Consider the following 21,208-nt stretch of genomic DNA (forward strand, 5'->3'; position numbering starts at 1 on the left):
TCTTGATTGTTAATTTTGAAAATACTTTCGAAATATTTTTTTTCATTGTCACTTCCGCTTAGAATAATGATAAACTATTTCATCATTATCTTGTTTTTCTAATATACATATAAACTTCTACTATTTAATTATAGCATTCTATGCTAGATGAGGTCTTCATCATTAATAATATATTACCGACAGACATATTTTTTACAAGTTTCTATATTTTCTACACTGCTTTTACAGTCGGAATACGCATTAACCTTGAAAAATAGTATTGTAAAAACAAAAGATAGCTCTTTTACCTTCATTATTTCATCTACTTCATTATAGCGTACCAGTTAAGAACTATATTAGCTCTCACTATTTTACCATATTACCGTCCAAAATCTAATTCATAGTTACAGTATCAATATTCCTCTCTTTTTTCAGAAATAAGAGGTTTAATCATGACATAACCAGGCAAACTTAGAAGAGATTGTAAAAATAAAAAATATGTTTATTTCTAGTTGAACTAAAACTTAGGTAATTTCACTTTTTTATTACTTTTGTGTGTTCACTTTTACTGTGTAATCTTGCTTTCTCAGGTATAGAAATCGACACTTCAGGTTTCAAGCATTGTAGTATCTTTTATGCAACTTACTGAGCTCAAAACTCAAATTTGCAATGTATCCGCTGCTGTGTAAACTTGAAGAAGGAATTTTTCTACAAATTTAGGCTTTTACTTAAAATAACTTCCTTTTTTTAACCATTTGCTGAAGACTGTTCACTTTCTGTAGTGTTGTTTGACGATGAAGCAACTAATTTGCTTAAAATCTCATCTTTTGGTCCCATACTATAAATAGTACCATCTGACATAAGAATAACTTTATCAACCACGGATAATAACAGTAGCTTGTGAGTTATAATTATAGTAGTGGTGTTTTGCTTTCTTGCAACGTTGATCGCTTTAATTAGGCATGCTTCTCCATTACTGTCTAAGTTAGCATTTGGCTCATCAAGTACTAAAAGCTTCGTATTACCATAAAAAGCTCTTGCAAGACCAAGTAGCTGTTTCTGTCCACCAGAAAGTGTCACTCCAAAGCTTCCTATTGTTGTATCATATCCGTTTGGCAAACTTAGTATTAATTCATGTATTCCTGTAATTTTTGCTGCTTTAATTATTTCCTCAGGATTTGGATTTGGTCTCATGCGTGCAATATTAGCTTTGACGCTGGTGTTGAATAGTTCAATATCTTGAGGTAAATAGCCAACATAGTTACCAAAATTTTCTCGGTTCCAATTATATACATCAGCACCATCCAGCCTTACTACACCAGATATAGGTTTCCATATACCAACAGTTAATTTTGCAATGGTTGATTTGCCAGAGGCACTTGTACCGATAACACCAACTATATCTCCTGGTTCTATTACAAAAGATATACCCTTGATCGTTGGTTTATTGCTCCCATAAGGAGTAAAAAATACTCTATCAAATTCTAATTTTCCTTTAGGCTCTGGTAGAGATAGAGTCTGTTCCCTTTTTGGCGATGTTAATATAAGTCTTTGCAGCCTACCATAAGATATTATGGCTTGATTTAAAAATTTCCAAGTATGGATTGCTGCATCAAATGGAGCTAATACCCTGCCCATTAAAATGGAGGCAGCAATGATGCTACCAGCAGTCTTATGAGATGTAATTGCAAGTAGCGCACCTGTTCCAATTACTGATATTTGTAGAGTCGAGCGTAAAAACTTAGTAATTCCAGTAATTACATTAGAACGATTCTGTGCTTTGATTTGCATCATGCGGGTTTGATCATTCCGTTTACACCAATCAGAAACTATGAATTCTGACATACCCATAGCTTCAACTACTTCTGCATTTCTTGTTGCAACATCTATAGCATTGATATTCCGTATAGTTTCTTCATTGGTTTCTTGCAATATGCGTTTAGTAGCAAGTTCATTCCACATTGCCATGGAGATCAATATAACGATTCCAGCAATAGCTATAAATCCCGTAGAGGTATGTATCATAAAGATTACACCAAGGTAAATCAATGACCATGGAGTATCAAACAACGAAAATATACCATTTCCTACAATAAAATTCTTTATCACTCCAAGATCCCGTATTGCTTCACCGCTGGAAGTTGAGCTCTGCACTGATGTTAGCCTGATTGATCTTATTATTAGATCTGGTGTTGCAGTTCTATCAATCCAGTCACCGATTTTTGCCATAGCTAAGCATCGACAGATTTCAAGCATTGCAGAACAGGCAAATGCGGATAAGGTAATAATTGTTAACATAACTAGCGTCGATACGCTTCCGCTTGATATTACCCGATCAAGCACTTGAGAGGTATAAAGTGGCAAAAATAACATTAACAAATTAATTCCTGAACTAAACCAAAAAATAAACCAAAATGCACTCTTGCACTTTTCTAGGCAAATATATAGAGTACTTTGCTTCAATTCTTTTTTTATTGATGGGGTGATTTCCACAGTCTTTCTTTTAATTACATGCACCACATATATAGTTTTTATTGCAAAAATATTAACAGAAGCTGGTTAACTTTAAGTTAATAAAATATTAATATACATAAATAAAAAATATAAACAACAGTAATCAAAAGAGATAGATTTTTTTTATTGCCTAATCTAGAACTGAAGACTTTCAATAATTTTCCAATTCCCATTTTGGCCTTGGCGCAAAATTGAGCGGATCTATATAGTTCCTCTTCAATCTTTCAATTCCTGCCCATCCAACCATTATTGCATTGTCTGTACATAGATTACTTGGGGGGGAAAATATGTTTAAGTTTATGTATTTTTTTAATTTTCCTTTTAGAAAGTTATTTGCTGCAACCCCACCAGTAATTACAAGATCTTTGATTTTAATATTTAAAGATGCAGCCATAATAATCGCATTTTTGACTCTATCAAGTAGTATATCACTAATACACTCTTGAAACGAAGCACATATATCATGCACGTCTTGCTCATCCATCTTAAGCTTCTGCACCAAGTTTTTTACTGATGTCTTGATTCCAGAAAAAGAAAAATTACATCCAGAACGTTTTATCATTGCTCTTGGAAACTTAAATCTTGTACCATCACCTTTCTTAGCCAATTTTTCTATCAATGGTCCTCCCGGATAGTTTAAGTTTAGCATCTTGGCAACTTTATCAAACGCTTCACCTAACGAGTCATCTAGTGTTTCTCCGAGTTTAATATATTTACCTACATCTTGCGCGATTAAAAGTTGACAGTGACCACCTGATATTAACAAAACCAAAAATGGAAATTCAACTTCGTAAAGTAACCTAATAACCAATGCATGTGCTTCTAAGTGATTAACAGCAATGAACGGTTTTTGTGTTACATGTGCAATTGCTTTAGTCATCATTGTACCGACTATTAATCCACCTATGAGTCCTGGTCCTGATGTCGCCGCAACTGCATCCAAATCGCAAAAGTTAATGTTAGACTTGTTTATAGCACTTTTTATTAGATTACTTAAATGCTCCATATGAGCACGTGACGCTATTTCAGGGATTATTCCACCACGCTCTTTATGCTCTGTTTGAGAAAAAATCTCATGAGTGAGGACTTGCTTAGCACTATTTATAATTACTACTGCGGTTTCATCGCAGCTTGTTTCAACAGCTAAAATGGTCTTCATTTGTGTTTGGTACTGTATTTACTAAACCATACCTTGAAACGCCTTAAAAGTTAACTGCATTCTGATGAATTAATCATCATTTTTAAGTATAGGGCTAATTTTTTTTATTTCCAGGAAAAAAAGTTTACTAGTCAGCTGCTTTGCACTTTAGCTACATCTTTAACGTTAATTTGCTACTATATTTATTTACTTCATTACCTATATTTACTCTGTCTATTACCTCAAAATTTAGATAACTTTTTTCTATTAGTCAGTAGCAAGAAACATTTTGTTTAAATCTTAAGCATGGACTAAATGCTCTTTATCTTTGGGATGATAGATCTTATGTGCTCAAGCAAACTATTCGNANTAGCATATAGATAATTTATGTGCACGTGATTTTGCAATTTGATAGGCTTATATTCCCTTTAATATGGCTTAATCAGCAATTATTCGTGCAGGCATCTACTACTTGTTTCAGGTTTTGCTCGGTACTTAATAAACTTTATTGAGAAAACTCTTGCTCCAAGTTAAGTTAAACTTGTTTTCAACCATATATAAAAGTTTATATACTGTAGTATGGATTTATCTTTCTCAGAACAAGAACATATCTATCTACACTAAAGACTAAATTGTCTTATATGCTCTTTTTCATATTCGCTAGTCTTTTTCAAGATACACTTCAAGCGAGAGTCTACTTTGCCTTATTAAGGAGATAAGATGAGGCTTAATATGCTTTAAATTTCTTAAATTAGTAAAAGTAGTCAGTATATTACACTGCATTCTCACTATTTTCTACTCAAATTATCTATTTTATTACTAAATAAATACTTTTCGCACTTAGGAATTGATCCATTATAAAGAGTTTTCAGGAGAGTGATTATGGATGTAGTTGAAATACAAACATAATTTAATTCTATGAACATAGACCTATAAGAAGGCTATTATCAAAATAGCTAAGCGGTACTTAGATTTTTTTAGCTATAAAAATAAAAAAACAACTTAATAAATTTCGCTAGTTCTCTTGCTATGACATTGAAGGTATTTATTCATTTTCAATCTGTATAGATTAAACAATGAAAGTATTATGTAGCTTAGTATTTTATATTTAGTTTTTTGCACTATGTGAATCTTATATCTTCACAAAATTTTTGTTCTTACTTACATAAGTTGAAACATGCTTATAAAGTTTTTAAGACAGCAGGAATGCCTGTTTGTAGAATTAGAGAGTGAACAATAAACCGCTATAGAAATTTCCTTTGTCTTTTTCTGATTAGTAGGTTTCTTAAATATGAGAATAATTTATGAGCGAACATTTGTTTTCACAATAGATGATATCATTTCAGCATTACATCCTGAAATCCATATTTTTCTCTTTCTTGACCTCGGTATCCGCTACTTAGATAACAAGGAAAAAGATACTTGGTAACTCCATTGTAGAGGGAATAAAGTCTTAGTGTCAGATGGTATTATTTGCTATAAAAGCAAATCTTTAAAGCTTAAATTATTTACTAATGCTAGTATAGATACTAATTTAGTAAGGTCCATCCGACATCAAATATGCATTAACGTAAGCATAACTATTGCCAGCAAGGTAGTTGAGGTTAATAATAGATTAAAACTGCTTCTAGCTAGTAACAACTCCAATAGCAATTTTTATTTGTTTAGAAAAACTGGTAAATTTTTACTTCTCTTTTAAAATAAATACTAGGACTAATAGGGGAGAGTATTCTATTATACTCACTAAAGTTATTTATTATCTTCTCTCTTTTTTGCTTTTTTATTACCAGCATTGCTATTTATCTTTTTTATATCAAACTTCTTTATAGAATCTTGATTATCTTTATCAGATAATACAATGTGTTCCTCATGGTGCTTCCTTCTGCTTTTGATGCCTAAGTTTAATGTAGTGCTAACTCTTAATTAATCCTAAAATCCTGTTTTATAGCCACATGTTATACTTGGTATGGTGACCATTTTATATGATAAAAGTTCAGTTTTGGAAATGATAGATTTTTATTGTTGAATCATCTTTAAAGTAAAGAATATTAAATGTAATTTTGCACATATTATATACAGAATGCCAATTTAGGTACTTATTATGCAATTTTCCGTCATGGAAAGCAGTGGATTAACAATTTAGGAGTAGAGGAAGTAGGGAATCCTTGAGAAATTGAATTATGAGTTTTTAAACATAGTTAAGAAAAAAAATAGGAAGAAATAAATAGCCAAGCCTTGTATAAGTTGAAAGTCAATCTGTTAAAATAGCAGAGAAAGAGGAGCTAAAGGCTATGATGGGAGTAAAAAAGTAAAAGGTAAGAAAAAAGGCATAGTAGGTTTTAGATACATGGAGATATACTACCTAAATTGCTATCAGCAAGAAAGTAAGGATTTAAAAATTCATTTAAGAAGGCGGGTTGTGAAAAAGGCTTCTGCGCTTGGATTAACAGGAACAGAAGGCTATCAAAGAAATAAGATTTGTTTATAACATCCACTGAAAATTTTACATATCTTGCTATAACTAAGGTTATAGTAAAAAAGAATTTACTTTAATTTTACCAGTTTGTGAACAACCTATGTAAATAGAATTTTTGAAAAAAATCAATAAAACCTTAATATTATTACGAAAAAAGTCTATTTACTTTAACGAGTTATCTACCTTTCTATAAAAGATCTATCAACTGTTGCAATTATAGGTGCAAATAAGAATGATAAAAGAGTGCGGGATTGGGTAACTATATATACTTCTGCTGGCATACCAGGGTACAGATATACATTCTTAAATTGAGCAAGCTCTGATTTTGGTATCACTACACGTACTGAGTAATAACGTCCTAATTTTGGATCATCAAGAGCATCAGGAGAAATATGGCTTACTATACCATTAATTAAACTTAAACGACGTGCACTGTAAGCACTCAGCCTTACTTTGACTTTTAACCCTTCTAATCCGTCAATGGAGACTATATTGTTACCTTTTTTTTGTGCCGATATTATTTCCTCTATATTTCTAGTCTGAACTTTAGTATCTATTATTAAATCATCATTAGACGGCACTACGCTCATAACCGGAACTCCAGATTGTATAACACCGCCTTCAGTATGGTATCTTATATCTGTAACTATTCCATCTTGAGGCGATCTAATTACTGTGCGTGCTAACGTGTCTTCTGCAACCATTAACTTCTCTCTTAAGTCAGCAATAGATGTGCTGATTTCCTTAAGTTCGGTGTTTGCTTTTTCTTGAGAATCGTTTCTCACGTTTACGATCTCTAATTCATTTTCTCCAATTTTTTGCTGTGCTCGAGATATTGCAGCGCGGTAATGACCGACTCTACCTTCAATTTCAGCAAGCTGTTTTTTCAAAGCGAAGATATGCGATTTGCCTATATAGCCATTGCTAAGAAGCTGTCTTTTTATTTCCAGTTCCTCAGCTATTAAGCTGTATTGTTTAAGAGCTGCATCTAGTTGATAATTCAGTCCTACTAGTTCGTCATGTAGCTGTTTTATACGTTGTTGCAGTACACCAGTTTTTCCTAATTCACTTTTGCGCTGAGAATGAAATAATTCTATCTGATTTTTTACCACTCTGTTTACAAGCTCACTGTTAGACAGCTTTTTAACTTCATCAGGAAACTCAATTTTGTCTAATCCTGCCTTAATAGCAATCAATCTTGCTTCAGTTGTCAAAAGCGATAAGAGCTTCTCTTTAGCTATACTTAAATTTGCCTTCTCATTAACATCGTTTAGTAAAACTAAAGGCTCATTTTTTTTGACTGCTTGACCTTCTTTGACTAAAATTTTGCTTATTATTCCTCCTCCTAAATGCTGAACTACTTTTCTGCTTGAAGATACAATAACTTCTCCGCTTGCACGTACTGCTCCATCAATTGGAGCTACAGCTGACCAAATGCCTCCTACTCCAAAAAAGATGAATATTATCACCAAGCCAAAAAATAGCGGTCCCCATGTTATTCTCAGGACTTCATTTACGTTATTTCCCTTACGCTTTAAAACAAAAGTTGTCATCATATCAATTAATATGAAAGTTCTATCTAAAAACTTTGGATTTTTTTTCTTTCTTATCTCTTGCATATTTATATTATCACTACGGCCAAGGAACCCTGTCAAAGAAAATCCAGTGCTCAGTTTTTTTAACTTACTTATTATACATTACTGTGGGCTTATATTAGTACTTAGGTAATATGCAAAAACTAAGAAATTCATGACTTAAGCATCTAATTTAGACTGGAGCATCAGAATCAATCATTTAATAACGGCAATTTTGCTATATTTTATCTAAACTAAGACTTTTAGTGAGTACCAAAGCTGTTTATGCATATAAGAAACCCATTGCTAACTAAACAATGTTCTGCTAGTAATCAGAAAAATGAAGTCATTATGTTTCAATTGGAAAGTAGAAAGTTTCTTGTTACTGGTGCTTCAGGTGGGATAGGTCGAGCAATTGTAGAAGTTATGCATAAAGCCGGAGCAATTTTATGTATCTCTGGTACAAAAAAAGAGATTCTCGAAGGAATTGCTAAGCAGTATAAAAAGAACATGCATGTACTTCCTTGTAACTTATCAAACGCTGAGGAAGTAAATCAACTAGTAAACAGAGCAAGCGAGTTGATGGCAGGTTTTGATGGGCTTGTATGCAATGCAGGCATTACACGAGATGGTCTGCTATTGAGAATGACAGACGAAGCATGGCAAAAAGTAATTGATATTAACCTAAACTCCACGTTTAAGTTGAGTAGAGAAGCATGTAGGAAACTAATTAAAAATAACTGGGGAAGGATTATAAATATTTCTTCAATAGTAGGATTAACAGGGAATGTTGGACAAGCGAATTATGCAGCGTCAAAAGCTGGAATAATAGCTATGAGCAAATCTATAGCGAAAGAGGTTGCAAGTCGGAATATAACAGTTAATTGTGTTGCTCCTGGGTTTATAGTCACTAAGATGACTGAAGTTTTAACTAAAGAACAAAAGAAAAAAATATTAGATAATATTCCAATGAAAAAAATGGGAACAGTAGAGGAAGTAGCAGCAGGGGTTCTATTTTTAGCAAGTGATGAGGCAAAATATATTACAGGACATGTGCTAAATATTAATGGCGGTTTATTTATGTAGTAAAATCTTACTTATGGACAAGCTATAGACTTTACTTTAAAATAAGTATGCATAAACTAAAATTAGTTTTACTACATTAGTTTATTATTAAAGGCAAAAAAATGGGCTCTATAATAAGAAAATTTTTAAATATCTTATGTGTGGTATTGCTTTTCTCAGGTTATCCAACTACTTCTGGTGGTGGAGGTACTGATATAGATGATACAACTGCTCAAGTAATATGTAACATTATTGGTTATATTTGGGGGATAGGTGGTCCACTGATGACCGTGGTAATAATCGGTGCATCCTTGCTTGCAATATTTGGGAGAATGCCTTGGCCAGCTCTCTTTGCTTTAGGCGTGTTTTGTGGTGTTTTTTTTGGCGCTAAGACAATCATAATGAAGGTTATACCTAATATGAATGATAGTGTAAAAGTTATGCTAGAAAACTGTGGAACAAAAAAATAGTAAAATTGATAATGTATTAAAATACTTATTATTTATTAAATTGCCTCATATCTTCAATTTGTAATAAGTAGGGACTGGCTTTTGGTAAAGTTTTAATAGCTAACTCAGCATATTTTATGAATTGTTCTAAATTACCTTCAATATAAGCTTTTTTTGTTAAAGCAAAATAATGCATTGCTATATCAGCATTACGTTTGTATGCAATACTTAAATACTTCCAAATAAAGGCGTTACTCGGTTCTGTACTTGCGATTTGCTCTAGGTAAAAAATTGCCTTCTTGACATCTCCGTATAATAGTAGAGTATGAGATAATGCAAATTTCACCAGATAGCTGTTCCTCTCAGATAAATACTTTAGTGATTCTTCATAAGTTTTTATTGCTTCACTCAGATTTCCAGCCTTATACAACATTTCTGCTTTTAATTCATATAGATATGGGTCACTATGTGACTTCTGAGCTAACGAATCAATTATAGCAATGGCCTCTTTTATCTTTCCTTGCCTGTAGTGAACTATAGCATTTACGTATTCAGAATTATCTTCATATTTATCAGATAATACATGGATAGGAGAAAAGAAAGAATCTAGCTTTGTGACTATACGCTTAAATTTTAATAATTTATCTGCGAGAATTGGCTTTACATCGTTTTTAACCTTATAATTCTGTACAGCAATTATGCGCTTATCACTAAGTGGATGAGTGCGAAAGTACCCTTTGGTATTTTCGTGCTCAACACTCTTTAAGTAACCAAAAATCTCTTTCATACCTAAATTATCATAACCGGATTTATCAAGGTACCTTAACGCATACCTATCTGCTGCACTTTCTTGCTCTTGAGAATATTTAAAAAACAATCTTGAGCCGAGTGCTATACCACTTAGCAAAATTGTATTAGTAACCTGAGGATTAATAATAATAGTCGAAACTAGTCCTATCATATAGCCAATCATCGCTATTGATTGTAAATGACCTACAGTAACACTCATCTGTAATATATGACCAGCAGATATATGAGCGATCTCATGTGCTAATATGCCAAGTAAAACGTATGGTTCAGTTGAGTATCGTAAAAGTCCTAAGTGAATGAAAATATTATTATTATCAATAATAAAAGCATTAATTGAATTGTCATTAACTATGAAAACTCTTACCTGGTCACCATCAATATCCGCAGCAGAAAATAGTGGCTGTGCTAGTTCTTTCACTATTGCTTCTACTTCACTGTCTCCTATAATATTAACAGAGTAAACATTATCGTAACATGCAAAAAAAAATAATAAGGTAAAAACTTTGATGATTTTAAACATAAGAATTCTGTATTTGCATAATTTTTATGGGTTTTACATCTTAACACTTAAATTATATGAATTTATAAACGTTAGCTTAACTTTTTGACGTAGTTAACTTAATCCTATGTTGTTCAGCAAATTTAAGCAACTGAGGTAGACGCATCATAGAGCCATCATCATTCACTAGCTCACACCTACAGCTGCATGATTAAGGTCAACTATCTTTGCTCTCAACACTTGCTTCAGTATGACCATTGCGTGCTAAAACTCCTCTATCGTTTGCAATAATAGGAAAAACATGACCAGGGGGTGATAATGTCATCCTTAGTACTCTTTTCATCAATGGTAATAAGTATTGTACACGTTCTATCGTTAGCAGAAACACCTGTTGTAACACCATAACGTGCATCAATTGATGTAGTAAATGCAGTGTGATAAGTAAGCTTTTCATCTACATTACTTCTTTTCATAAACTCAATACCTAGTCTATTCATATGAAGCTTTGTCATAGCTAAAAATACGATGCCAATTCCATATCTATAATCATAAAGGCTACGTGTTTTGGCTTTAGCTTTTCAGCTAAGATAATTAAATCACCTTCATTTTCCCTATTTTCGTTATCAACTAAAATAAACAATTTACCAGACTGAGCATCTTCTAATATATCTTCAACAGGAGAAATACAGGATAGGTTGATCGATGCATAAGTGGCCTGTACCATAGTTTATTTAAATTCAATCTTAACTATTTTATATAATTTCTCTCCACTTGGTACTATTACTTCCACACATTCGCCAATTTTTTTGCCAATTAAAGCACTACCCAAAGGTGAACTAGTAGATATTAACTGTTTTGAAACATCAGCTTCGTACTCACCTACAATTTTATAAATATATTCTACTTCACTACCATCATCATTTAACATGCTTAATGTTACGGTTGCACCAAACATTACCGAATCGCCAGACAAGCTTTTCACTTCTATTACTTCTGCATGCGAAAGCTTGCTTTCTAGCTCCATTATACGACCTTCGATGAAACCTAATCTTTCTCGTGCAATATGATATTCTGCACTCTCAGATAAATCACCTTGATCACGGGCATCAGAAATGGCCTGTATAATGGAAGGTTTCTCTTCTTTTAATTTCTCAAGCTCAGCTTGCATACATCCAAAACCTTCTTTTGTTATAGGAAACTTCTTAACGACGGATGAAGCCATAATCACACCTACACGCAATTAAATTGAGTAATGAAATTACTCACGATACTTAAAATATCGTTTTTTATACCATTATTCATGTTGTTTGACAACTTTTTTAAAATTTCAGGATATGCATTATGGAAATAATTGATAAGATCATATTCAAATTTATTGATGTTGTTTATTTGTATCTTACTTAACTGATCATACAAATTAGAGAAGATGTACATCAGTATTAACTGTTCTTCTATTGGCATAGGTGAGTGCTGTTTTTGCTTTAACAGTTCAATAAGATATCTGCCCTTGTTTAAGGACGATTGAACACTGGCATCAAGGTCAGAACTAAATTTTGCAAAGTCTTCCAATTCTCTATATTGAGCTAAACTTAACTTTATAGAGCCAGCAACTTTTTTCACAGACTTTAATTGTGCGGCAGAACCAATCCGCGAAACTGATAAACCTATATTTACTGCAGGACGAAATCCTTTGTGAAATAATTCAGACTCAAGGAAAATCTGTCCATCAGTAATTGAAATTACATTAGTTGGAACATACGCAGATACATCACCGGCTTGAGTTTCAATAATTGGCAAAGCAGTTAAAGACCCTTGTCCTTTTCCATCAGACATCTTAGCAGCTCTCTCAAGCAAACGAGAATGTACATAGAATATATCTCCAGGATAAGCTTCACGGCCAGGAGGACGTCTTAGCAATAAGGACATTTGCCTATATGCTATAGCATGTTTAGACAAATCATCGTACACGACTAAGCAATGCATTCCATTATTACGAAAAAATTCTCCAATAGTGCAACCAGCATAAGGTGCTAAAAATTGCATAGGTGCACATTCAGATGCACTAGCAACAACTACAGTTGTATACTTTAATGCTCCACTTTCTTTTAGCTTATTTACCACTTTTGCTACTACTGAAATTTTTTGCCCGATAGCAACATAAACACAGTAAACTTTTTGATCTTCATTTACTTCATCATTAATCTTCTTCTGATTTATGATAGTATCAAGTGCAATAGTAGTTTTTCCGGTTTGCCTATCACCGATAATTAACTCACGCTGTCCTCTGCCTATCGGAATTAGTAAATCTATAATCTTAATTCCAGTCTGTAGAGGTTCATGTACAGATTTGCGGTCAATAATGCCTGGTGCCTTAGATTCTATGTCCATTCTACTCTTGGCTCTAATCTCTCCACCTTTATCTATAGGATAACCTAGTGCGTTTACAACCCTTCCAAGGGATTCGTGTCCTACAGGTATCTGTACAACGTCACCACTGCATCTTACAATATCTCCTTCTTTTACATCACGGTCATTACCAAGCACCACTATTCCAGCTATATCATAGTCTAAATCAAGAACTATTCCTTCTACACCACTTGCAAAAAATACCTTTTCACCGAACTTTGCTTCTTCAAGCCCATAAACCAGTGCAATACCATCAGTTACTGAAGTTACTTCACCTATATTTTCTCGTTTTATAGGGTTATCAAATGCCTCAATTTTTTTCCGTATTATGTTTACTACTTCAGAAGCATTTATACTATTTTTCATATACAGTTTCCTATTTTCAATATTTCCATTTTACTCAAACTAACCAGTCTATCTAAGTAACTTTTCAGCGAAGCATCAATTAAATTAAAACCATACCTTACTATAAAACCACCTAGTATGGAAGGGTCAACCACATTATCTACTTTTACTATCTTACCAAGAAAGCTTAAAGATTCAGTAATTATTTTTATATCGGTTTTCTTTAAAGCCTTTGCTGATTTTATAGTGACTTCTAATTCATTTTCATTTTCTCTTATAAGATTCAAAAATTTTTCTAATATAAGGAGTAATAAACTAGAGCGCCTGTTTGCAAATGTCACCATAATAAATTTCACCAAGTTCCTACTCAAATCTTCATTTATAGAAAATATTACTTCTTTCTTATGTGAGAGAGAGATCATAGGACTGGACAGATACATAAAAACGTCACGTTGATTTTTTAAAAAATTCAATAGAAACTTTACTTCTTTTCTTATAGTACTTGACTTACTTTTTGAGACGTAAAACAGCGCCTTAGCATAAGATAAAATTAAATTATTGTATTGGGTCCTTTTCACATTAAATTACCTAATATATAGAGTTAAACATCTTTAAGCCTACCAATAATGGTCTAGCCTAGAAAAGCTTAGATCTCAGAGAGTATAGTAACTAAAACTCATAGTTATTGACAAAATTCATTACAAAACAGCTATTAACTGTTAAGGAAAATATGTCAGAAAATGAGAACTAGTAGTTAAGGTAATTATAATAGATTTCTTAGAGAAAGGAAATACTTTCTACTTATATTTGCCTTTTATTAGGTAGAAAGTATGTTATCTAAACAGCTGGTATATAGTTGTATAAGCATTTTGATTCAAATCTATTCTAAGAGAATATTATTCAAGCAACTTAAGTAGCGGACACTATGATCTAAAAACATCTTGATGGTTTTACTTTCTCTTTAAATTTAAGGCTAACTTTTCCATCAATACCTGCTTATCCCTTTTCTCTTTACTTTAAATTTTTGAATAAAGAACATAGATCAGGAGAGAAGGTTATACACAAATATATATTTAATACTTATAAAAAATACGCTCCTTCTTTGTAAAGGTTATCTTTATGTCCTATCTCCATGATAATTACTTGCGTTCTGATTGATTTACTTTGCAAACTACACAAATATAGTTACTTACTAGCCTTTTGCATTTTTTTACTCTATAATATAGGAGCGAGTTCACCAGACTCTCTATCAAGATGAACTGTAAGGCGCGTTCTTTTATGGTTTTTAAAACTCTTAACTTTATTCTTCTTAGGAGAGTAAGTAAATTCCTTTTGGTAAAATTCCTTTAAAAATTTAATCTTATTCTGCTCTAATCCTGCTTAACACAACTTTAAACATCACGCCCATCAGAAATTTTAGATACCAAAAAACTCTTTATTTCAATTTCAAGCTAACTGTTTCTTTGAATAGCTCTTTTCTACTTGTTCTTGAATTATGCTACTTTATAAGGCTAGATAATTCAGTAGGATACTTTGGAGTTTTTCTATCAAGAACTATATTGATTCCTGAATCTATAAAAGTTTTACTGACGTTCACTATTATAGCTATAATATAATATTTTTTAAATTTTTGATAAAGTAGTTCATATGTTCCTAACTCTTAATTAAGAAGAATTCTTGCTTAAATTTCAATTATACTTGAATTGACTTAATTTATAACAAATGACAAAAAATTGAATGCTACATAACAATCGCAAAGGAAATGGATAAATCACAATTAATTAAGGAGGTATTTGATTCTGTAGCAAGTCACTACGACATCATGAATGATATAATAAGCTTTGGGATACATAGGCTATGGAAGAACAAGATGGTAAATATTACGCATTTTACAAAAAACTCTAAGGTTTTGGACATTGCTGGAGGAACCGGCGATATAGCAATAAGAATAGCAAGAAGAGAACCAAGCATTCAAGTTACAGTATGTGATATAAATCAAAACATGCTAAGCAGGGGAATTGATAAAGCTATAAATTTAAACCAACTTAATTTCAATTGGGTGTGCGCAAATGCAGAAAATTTGCCATTTGAAGACTCCATATTTGATTATTGTACAATAGCTTTCGGTATTCGAAACGTTTCTGATCGCAAAAAGGCTTTAAGTGAGGCGTATAGGGTATTGAAACTAAATGGGAAATTCATCTGCTTAGAGTTTGCTCCTATGCATTACCAAAATGAGGTATTTACTAAGTTCTATAACTTATATTCATTTAAAGTAATTCCCAAAATCGGCAGCATAGTTGCTAAAGATAAAAACTCTTATAAATATTTAGTAAGAAGCATCAGAGAGTTTCCAACTCAGGCTGAGTTTCAAATGGAAATTGAAAAGATAGGCTTTCGTAATGTTGAATTTCATGATATGAGCTATGGAATAGTAACATTACATATTGGAACAAAATGAACATCAAACCCTAGTATAGAGTACTGAACATTATTTCGTCATTTCAGTAGGTTTCTTCTTCACTTAGCAAGTTTTACAATTACACAGCGTCTTTTTTCTTTGTCACAAGATTATTTTATATAATATTATATTACTTATATAATTCTATTGTTGATTACTTTAGTAACATTCTCTTTTATCAATATAAAAATATACTTAATTTTTTATTTATAAATAAGTTAATATTTTTTATTTTGATGGTAGCTGCAATAATACTTAGCATGGGAAAAAAGGTGCAAACGATGTTACATATTTAAAAAATTTCAGTTCAACTATCTGAATGCACAAGACCATTTTTTCTGTTGCTATAGCTAGTAGCTTGGCAGTAGAATAAAACTTAGAATAAATGTGTCTAATCACAATATTTCTATCCATTTTCGCATTATTACTTTTGCAGCCTAATTTAGTATATCCATGCTTTCAACGTATTCTTTTATTGGTCAAATGTTCATAGTGAATACCCATTTACTCTCCGTGTATAGCAGAAATAGTTATGCTGGAATCATGACAGCTTACTTGTTCTTTATACATAAACAAAAAATTTACAATTTTCTTTTTTTGTGCAGCACGACACTTTTCAAGTCATAAGATTATTAAAAATATTCAAAGTAGGTTAACTAATTGGAGATGTACTAAATAAAAAAGTAGCACAAAAACCTTTAGTGTTGTTTAGTACCATTACTACTCTTTTGCTTTATGTTTTACGTATATAGAGTAAATGATTTAACTTATTGGTGATTTTTGATATTTCAATTCAATTTATTACACAATTTATAAATAAACATAGGAGTGACGTTGAGCATTTCTCACACTATCGGCATAACTCTATCATTGCTTAGTTATGCGGTTCCTTTCCTTTATCTTCTAGTATTGCCATTGACATAATATTGCCTTTTAAATTCAAATTAGAAACTATTAGTTGAGTAACAGTTAGTGACTCAATTGCTTAGTGATATGAAAATGAGTAGTTAATCAAAAAGATCAAGAGACATTAGATTATTCCTTCTTGGAGTTGCTTTACCTCAACTTTAGGAAATCTTCAGTTATTTGAGAAATAACTTCACTAGAAGTACTAGTTGAATAGATTTTTTGCACTTTGATTTTTTCTTTTTTATCTTTATCTCTTTCTTTTTTAGTAGCATTATCAAGTTCTTGAGCAAGAGCAAATTCTATTTTCATCATAAATCTGCTTCACTTTGTGTTCGTAGACAATAAATTCTTTTTTGACTAATTGAGTCTATTTGCTCTTTACATGAGCTTTTAATCATTAAACAACTTTCTAATGATCTTTCCTCCTAATTTTTCTTTACTTGTTTCGTCAACGTACCCAAGAAAATACATTCACTTCTCAGCTATATTTGAGAGTTGATTTTTCTTCGTTTTTAAAAATTTTGGTAATTATAAATACAAAATAAAAATCCTTCTAATCATGTTCATTGATATTCTTTTATCTTGGATAGTATGTCTTGATTTGTACTCAGATTTATCAGGAAATAGCATACAATCTGCTATAGCAACAAGGACATCTTTTATAAAGATTTGACATTAATTATCTTATCAGCCTTGTCTTGAATATCCTTAGCAATACATGTAATATTGAGTACTTTTTTAAAACCTTTTTAGTTCTAGCTACTTACGTTTTAATGATTACCTGTTCTCTATTTCTGCAGGAAAGATCAATAATGCTTCTTTTTAAGGCAATCTTAAGATCTTGAATAGCACTTTAAAAGTCTATATCCTTTATTTAATTTCTACCATTAAGACAAAAATCTCATTGAGAAAGTGGGTAAGTGTCCTTATTCTTTCAGTACCAAAAATACGCTAATGGGATATACTTTTAAAGGTTAGAAAACTTTAAAAGGAGTTTTATAGAAACGAATAAAAAACTTTGATTATATAATACTATTCTGTACAAATATTCAACCTTCTTTATATTTGAGTCCTCTATGAAGCACTATAAACTAACTTATCGCCATTTTAGTAAGTTTGTTCTGATCTCTCAAACTATATCTTTTTCCTCTTTTTCCTGAAACTAAAATCCATATACTTAATTTTAGAAACTTTGAAATAAAATGCGATCCGGTATTAGGCAATTATTTTACTATATAAAACCTAATCTACATTATTTTATTATAGCTTTTATTGCAGTTCTATCTTCCTCTTTAATGATTCTCCTTTTTGGTAGAGGTTTGAGTAGCATAATTGACTCTAGTGCAGGGCATAATTTTACTATTAAACTAGTAGTGACTATATTTATAGTTTTAGCTATCTCTCTTGCTGCATTTGTTAAACTATATTTTATGGGAATTGGTAGTGAGAAAGTTATTGCAAGAATCAGATATGACTTATATAGCAATATTACTGATTTACAACCAAGTTTTTTTGAGAATACTGGCGTACAAGATGTTATCTCAGCATTAATTACTGATACCTCTGTGCTACAATCAATAATAAATAGCAGCTTACTCACCATATTGCGAAATTTTGTAATACTGATTGGCAGTATTACCATGTTATTATATACAAATCTACACTTAACCACGTATACAGCCGCAATAGTACCAATATTATTGATCATTATGACATCACTTGGGAAAAAGGTGCGCAGTTATGCACGTTTTGCCCAGAGTAAACTGAGTGAACTTGCCTCATTTAGTGAGGAAAATTTCAGATCTATAGCAACTATTAAATCATTCGTGTTGGAAGAAAATGAGAAAGCACGTTTTAAGGAGTACCTAAACTCAGTATCGAAATCATACGTAAGGTTAGTGCTCTTGCGTGCTATTTTAGTAACTTTGATTATCTCATGTGTAATAGGTTCGTTAGTTGTTTTGCTTTTTTTTGGTATCAAGGAGGTCTTGAACAGTAATATGACTATTGGAGAGCTTTCCTCATTTGTGTTCTATTCAGCGCTTGCAGCAGGAGCTGTAAATAATTTGAGTGATAATATCAGTGATTTACAACGAGGTCTTGGGGTAGTAGAGCGTTTGCTTGAACTCAAAGATATGAAAAGTTCTATAGTGGATGCTAGCAGCCCTATAAAAATTCATAGTGTTCAAAAAGAAATTGCATTTAATGATGTAACGTTTTTTTATGAATCTCAGCTTGATAGACCAGCATTAAACAATGTGTCCTTTTCTATAAAGGTAGGTCAATCTGTTTCAATTGTTGGACCATCTGGTAGTGGTAAAAGTACTATTTTAAAACTTCTGCTACGCTTTCATGATCCAGACAAAGGCAGCATTACCATTGATGGGCACAACATTAAGTTAATCGCATTAAGTAACCTCAGATTGTTATTTGGTTTAGTACCACAAGATCATACGATATTTTCCTGCTCAATAATGGAAAATATACTATACGGTAAACCAGGTGCTAAGTATGAGGAAGTGAGACAAGCAGCTATCAGTGCTTATGCGATGGAGTTTATTGATAAGTTACCTAATAAATTCGATACATTTGTAGGGAAAAGAGGATTAAAGCTCTCTGAAGGGCAAAAACAACGTATTATAATAGCAAGAGCTATACTCAAAAATCCTCAGATTTTAATATTGGATGAGGCAACTTCCGCTCTTGATTATAAAAGTGAGAACCTTGTACAAAAAGCACTGAATGAATTAATGCAAAACAGAACAACGATTATGATTACACACAGGCTGTCATCTATACTCAAAACTGATAAGATCGTAGTAATTAATCATGGAGAAATAGAAGAAGTAGGAACTCATGACTCCCTTATAAATAAAAATGGACTGTATGCAAAATTAGCGAAAATATAGTGGATATAGTTTACTGAAATATAATATAAATTTAAAAAATTTAAATCATACTGTTACAAGTCAGATTGACACCTAAATTTAGGGTTAGATTATTTAATTCTTAAATATTTTAACTTACAATAAACCAACATCCCTTTTTAAGGATTACTATGATTTAAGCTCATGTTTTTTATCATGCCAAAATATGTAATTGCCCATTATCAGCACTAATTTTATCAATGTACACTTTTTATACATCTACATATGTACCTTATGTTGTTAATTTATATTATAATCACTTTAACTCATGTTATTACCTGCTTAACGTACATCAAAATCATCGTAATGCACTAGCTCTATTTATTAGAAAATTATTTAAAATAATTTATATATGTACATAATATTGCTTTAGCGTAGCCTTATGTCTTTCTGAGAGAATATGGGCATTACACCTTGCTTAATAAAGAAAGTTCATAAGCAAATAGCTTACTACTTATTACCTACATAGCAGTTTTATATTATCAATAACACAACTAATTTAACTATATCTATAGCCCTCTTTTGAAATCTTATCATCTTTTGATCGTAACAAAACCTCTGAACTCTAATATTTTGTGTAATAGCTGCTTATCCATACACAACATNACAAATCTGCCAGCCATAGAAGAAGTTTGTTAAGCATAATTATTTTAATTGCATTACTATTGAAGTCGTATTTTAAAATGCATTATAGATTCAGGATTCAAGATATGCTAATTTTAATCTCTATATTATAAAATAACTGATCAATTTTACCTTATAATAATCTAATAGTTATTTTAAAAAGGATCTTTATAACTTGTTATTCTCAATTTCATAACTACACAATGTCTATTTTCATAATATAGATGAACCTTATTTCTCAGATTGTAAACCGTGATACATATCTGTTAAATTTGATAACAGGATCTGTTAAAATAAGACCTTCCTAACTGCATAAAAATTTTCCTATAGGCAATGATTACTGTATTTCTAAGTTTCTCGAGCGTTACCATATTTCATCTTTTAAGTATTATTACAATTTATGTTCTAATAATGTAGCATATTGTCATATTCATAAATCTAGTACATAGTGGTGCTGAATGTACTAGCATATTGGACTGGAAGTTAAAAAAACAGAACTAGAGCAACGGAATTGTAGAAACTAAAACAGTACAAGATCATGCAGCGACTGTTTCTACTGCTGAATAGTTCAAAGATAATAGAACTTTATAAGCTAATTTATAGCGAAGGTGATAAAAGATGTGTAGATGATCGAGAGTAGTGGTTTAATATATCAAATAAAATATAATATACATCACGTGCCTATGTCGTTGGCTTATAACCTTAATAGCTTATTTGATATATAATTTTTTTCCTTTCTTACTATACTATTAATCTGAAATAATGTCAAGTTTTATATTTGTAGTGGGCTGGGAAAGTAAAATGCAACTCCTGTATATGAATATCCATTTACAGTGGTTACTACAACTGCATGTTGTTATACCTATGATTCTAGAAATACAGTAGTTAATACTTTATGGTTGGAAAGGTAGGTTACTTATAGTAAAAATTAGAGATGATACAAAACTCTTTGATTTATATAAGCCTGCACTAATATATATGACCGAGGTTACGATGTTTTTAATTGTTATTATAGCTATAAAAAGCTGTTTA

General features: G+C 31.6%; 15 protein-coding genes and 1 pseudogene. 5 read left to right on the forward strand and 11 right to left on the reverse strand.

Annotated features, from left to right (window positions below; translation table 11 throughout):
* Nucleotides 1-726: 726 nt before the first annotated feature.
* Together HSX44_RS01520 and tsaD are read right to left on the reverse strand one after the other, a co-directional pair.
* Entirely contained in the window at nt 727-2,472 is a 1,746-nt protein-coding gene (locus tag HSX44_RS01520) for a type I secretion system permease/ATPase (RefSeq protein ID WP_275602406.1), read from the reverse strand.
* Nucleotides 2,473-2,644: 172 nt separating this feature from the next.
* Entirely contained in the window at nt 2,645-3,652 is a 1,008-nt protein-coding gene (tsaD, locus tag HSX44_RS01525) for a tRNA (adenosine(37)-N6)-threonylcarbamoyltransferase complex transferase subunit TsaD (protein ID WP_275602009.1), read from the reverse strand.
* Between the two features lie 2,326 nt (nt 3,653-5,978).
* Between tsaD and HSX44_RS01530 the strand changes: the two genes are divergently transcribed.
* A complete protein-coding gene (locus tag HSX44_RS01530; protein WP_275602010.1) occupies nt 5,979-6,119 on the forward strand; it encodes a hypothetical protein in 141 nt (46 codons plus the stop codon).
* A 167-nt stretch (nt 6,120-6,286) separates the two neighbouring features.
* Here the strand turns inward: HSX44_RS01530 and HSX44_RS01535 are convergent, their stop codons facing one another.
* Nucleotides 6,287-7,798, reverse strand: a complete 1,512-nt coding sequence (locus tag HSX44_RS01535) for an HlyD family type I secretion periplasmic adaptor subunit (RefSeq protein WP_275602407.1) — start codon at nt 7,796-7,798, stop codon at nt 6,287-6,289.
* Between the two features lie 234 nt (nt 7,799-8,032).
* On the opposite strand from HSX44_RS01535, the gene fabG reads away from it, so the two are divergent.
* Together fabG and HSX44_RS01545 are read left to right on the forward strand one after the other, a co-directional pair.
* Entirely contained in the window at nt 8,033-8,767 is a 735-nt protein-coding gene (gene fabG, locus HSX44_RS01540; RefSeq protein WP_275602408.1) for a 3-oxoacyl-[acyl-carrier-protein] reductase, read from the forward strand.
* A gap of 101 nt (nt 8,768-8,868) precedes the next feature.
* Nucleotides 8,869-9,216, forward strand: coding sequence for a TrbC/VirB2 family protein (locus tag HSX44_RS01545; RefSeq protein ID WP_275602011.1), 348 nt, complete (start codon nt 8,869-8,871; stop codon nt 9,214-9,216).
* Nucleotides 9,217-9,244: 28 nt separating this feature from the next.
* Here the strand turns inward: HSX44_RS01545 and HSX44_RS01550 are convergent, their stop codons facing one another.
* The 7 genes and pseudogenes from HSX44_RS01550 to atpH all read right to left on the reverse strand — a co-directional run bounded on the left by HSX44_RS01550 (nt 9,245) and on the right by atpH (nt 13,833).
* A complete protein-coding gene (locus HSX44_RS01550) occupies nt 9,245-10,525 on the reverse strand; it encodes a M48 family metalloprotease (protein ID WP_275602012.1) in 1,281 nt (426 codons plus the stop codon).
* A gap of 76 nt (nt 10,526-10,601) precedes the next feature.
* A pseudogene (locus tag HSX44_RS03985) lies at nt 10,602-10,847 on the reverse strand (3,4-dihydroxy-2-butanone-4-phosphate synthase).
* Complete coding sequence (locus HSX44_RS03915; RefSeq protein WP_410543446.1) at nt 10,780-11,001, reverse strand: 3,4-dihydroxy-2-butanone-4-phosphate synthase; 222 nt, start codon at nt 10,999-11,001, stop codon at nt 10,780-10,782. The pseudogene HSX44_RS03985 and the gene HSX44_RS03915 overlap by 68 nt, the downstream one beginning before the upstream one ends.
* A 17-nt stretch (nt 11,002-11,018) precedes the next feature.
* Nucleotides 11,019-11,228 (reverse strand): 3,4-dihydroxy-2-butanone-4-phosphate synthase, encoded by a 210-nt coding sequence (locus tag HSX44_RS03920; protein WP_338063352.1) that lies wholly within the window; start codon nt 11,226-11,228, stop codon nt 11,019-11,021.
* Nucleotides 11,229-11,231: 3 nt separating this feature from the next.
* On the reverse strand, nt 11,232-11,726 hold the full coding sequence (gene greA, locus HSX44_RS01560) for a transcription elongation factor GreA (RefSeq protein WP_014869173.1): 495 nt from the start codon (nt 11,724-11,726) through the stop codon (nt 11,232-11,234).
* 8 nt (nt 11,727-11,734) lie between these two features.
* Nucleotides 11,735-13,276, reverse strand: coding sequence for a F0F1 ATP synthase subunit alpha (atpA, locus tag HSX44_RS01565; protein WP_275602013.1), 1,542 nt, complete (start codon nt 13,274-13,276; stop codon nt 11,735-11,737).
* Nucleotides 13,273-13,833 (reverse strand): ATP synthase F1 subunit delta, encoded by a 561-nt coding sequence (atpH, locus tag HSX44_RS01570; RefSeq protein ID WP_275602014.1) that lies wholly within the window; start codon nt 13,831-13,833, stop codon nt 13,273-13,275. The genes atpA and atpH overlap by 4 nt, the downstream gene beginning before the upstream one ends.
* A 1,184-nt stretch (nt 13,834-15,017) precedes the next feature.
* On the opposite strand from atpH, the gene ubiE reads away from it, so the two are divergent.
* Nucleotides 15,018-15,716: a bifunctional demethylmenaquinone methyltransferase/2-methoxy-6-polyprenyl-1,4-benzoquinol methylase UbiE gene (ubiE, locus tag HSX44_RS01575; RefSeq protein ID WP_275602015.1), complete on the forward strand. Its 699-nt coding sequence runs from the start codon at nt 15,018-15,020 to the stop codon at nt 15,714-15,716.
* Nucleotides 15,717-16,772: 1,056 nt separating this feature from the next.
* Here the strand turns inward: ubiE and HSX44_RS01580 are convergent.
* Entirely contained in the window at nt 16,773-16,937 is a 165-nt protein-coding gene (locus HSX44_RS01580; RefSeq protein WP_275602016.1) for a hypothetical protein, read from the reverse strand.
* An 890-nt stretch (nt 16,938-17,827) separates the two neighbouring features.
* On the opposite strand from HSX44_RS01580, the gene HSX44_RS01585 reads away from it, so the two are divergent.
* On the forward strand, nt 17,828-19,534 hold the full coding sequence (locus tag HSX44_RS01585) for an ABC transporter ATP-binding protein (protein ID WP_275602017.1): 1,707 nt from the start codon (nt 17,828-17,830) through the stop codon (nt 19,532-19,534).
* The last annotated feature ends 1,674 nt before the right edge of the window (nt 19,535-21,208 follow it).

Origin of the sequence: Wolbachia endosymbiont of Onchocerca gibsoni (assembly GCF_029169405.1) — a bacterium.
GTDB lineage: Bacteria > Pseudomonadota > Alphaproteobacteria > Rickettsiales > Anaplasmataceae > Wolbachia.

What these genes read in the sequence shown, in the direction of transcription:
- tsaD (WP_275602009.1), bottom strand. Translation starts at nt 3,652, where the DNA reads ATGAAGACCATTTTAGCTGTTGAAACAAGCTGCGATGAAACCGCAGTA.
- HSX44_RS01530 (WP_275602010.1), top strand. Translation starts at nt 5,979, where the DNA reads ATGGAGATATACTACCTAAATTGCTATCAGCAAGAAAGTAAGGATTTA.
- fabG (WP_275602408.1), top strand. Translation starts at nt 8,033, where the DNA reads ATGTTTCAATTGGAAAGTAGAAAGTTTCTTGTTACTGGTGCTTCAGGT.
- HSX44_RS01545 (WP_275602011.1), top strand. Translation starts at nt 8,869, where the DNA reads ATGGGCTCTATAATAAGAAAATTTTTAAATATCTTATGTGTGGTATTG.
- HSX44_RS01550 (WP_275602012.1), bottom strand. Translation starts at nt 10,525, where the DNA reads ATGTTTAAAATCATCAAAGTTTTTACCTTATTATTTTTTTTTGCATGT.
- HSX44_RS03915 (WP_410543446.1), bottom strand. Translation starts at nt 11,001, where the DNA reads ATGAATAGACTAGGTATTGAGTTTATGAAAAGAAGTAATGTAGATGAA.
- HSX44_RS03920 (WP_338063352.1), bottom strand. Translation starts at nt 11,228, where the DNA reads ATGGTACAGGCCACTTATGCATCGATCAACCTATCCTGTATTTCTCCT.
- greA (WP_014869173.1), bottom strand. Translation starts at nt 11,726, where the DNA reads ATGGCTTCATCCGTCGTTAAGAAGTTTCCTATAACAAAAGAAGGTTTT.
- atpA (WP_275602013.1), bottom strand. Translation starts at nt 13,276, where the DNA reads ATGAAAAATAGTATAAATGCTTCTGAAGTAGTAAACATAATACGGAAA.
- ubiE (WP_275602015.1), top strand. Translation starts at nt 15,018, where the DNA reads ATGGATAAATCACAATTAATTAAGGAGGTATTTGATTCTGTAGCAAGT.
- HSX44_RS01580 (WP_275602016.1), bottom strand. Translation starts at nt 16,937, where the DNA reads ATGATGAAAATAGAATTTGCTCTTGCTCAAGAACTTGATAATGCTACT.
- HSX44_RS01585 (WP_275602017.1), top strand. Translation starts at nt 17,828, where the DNA reads ATGCGATCCGGTATTAGGCAATTATTTTACTATATAAAACCTAATCTA.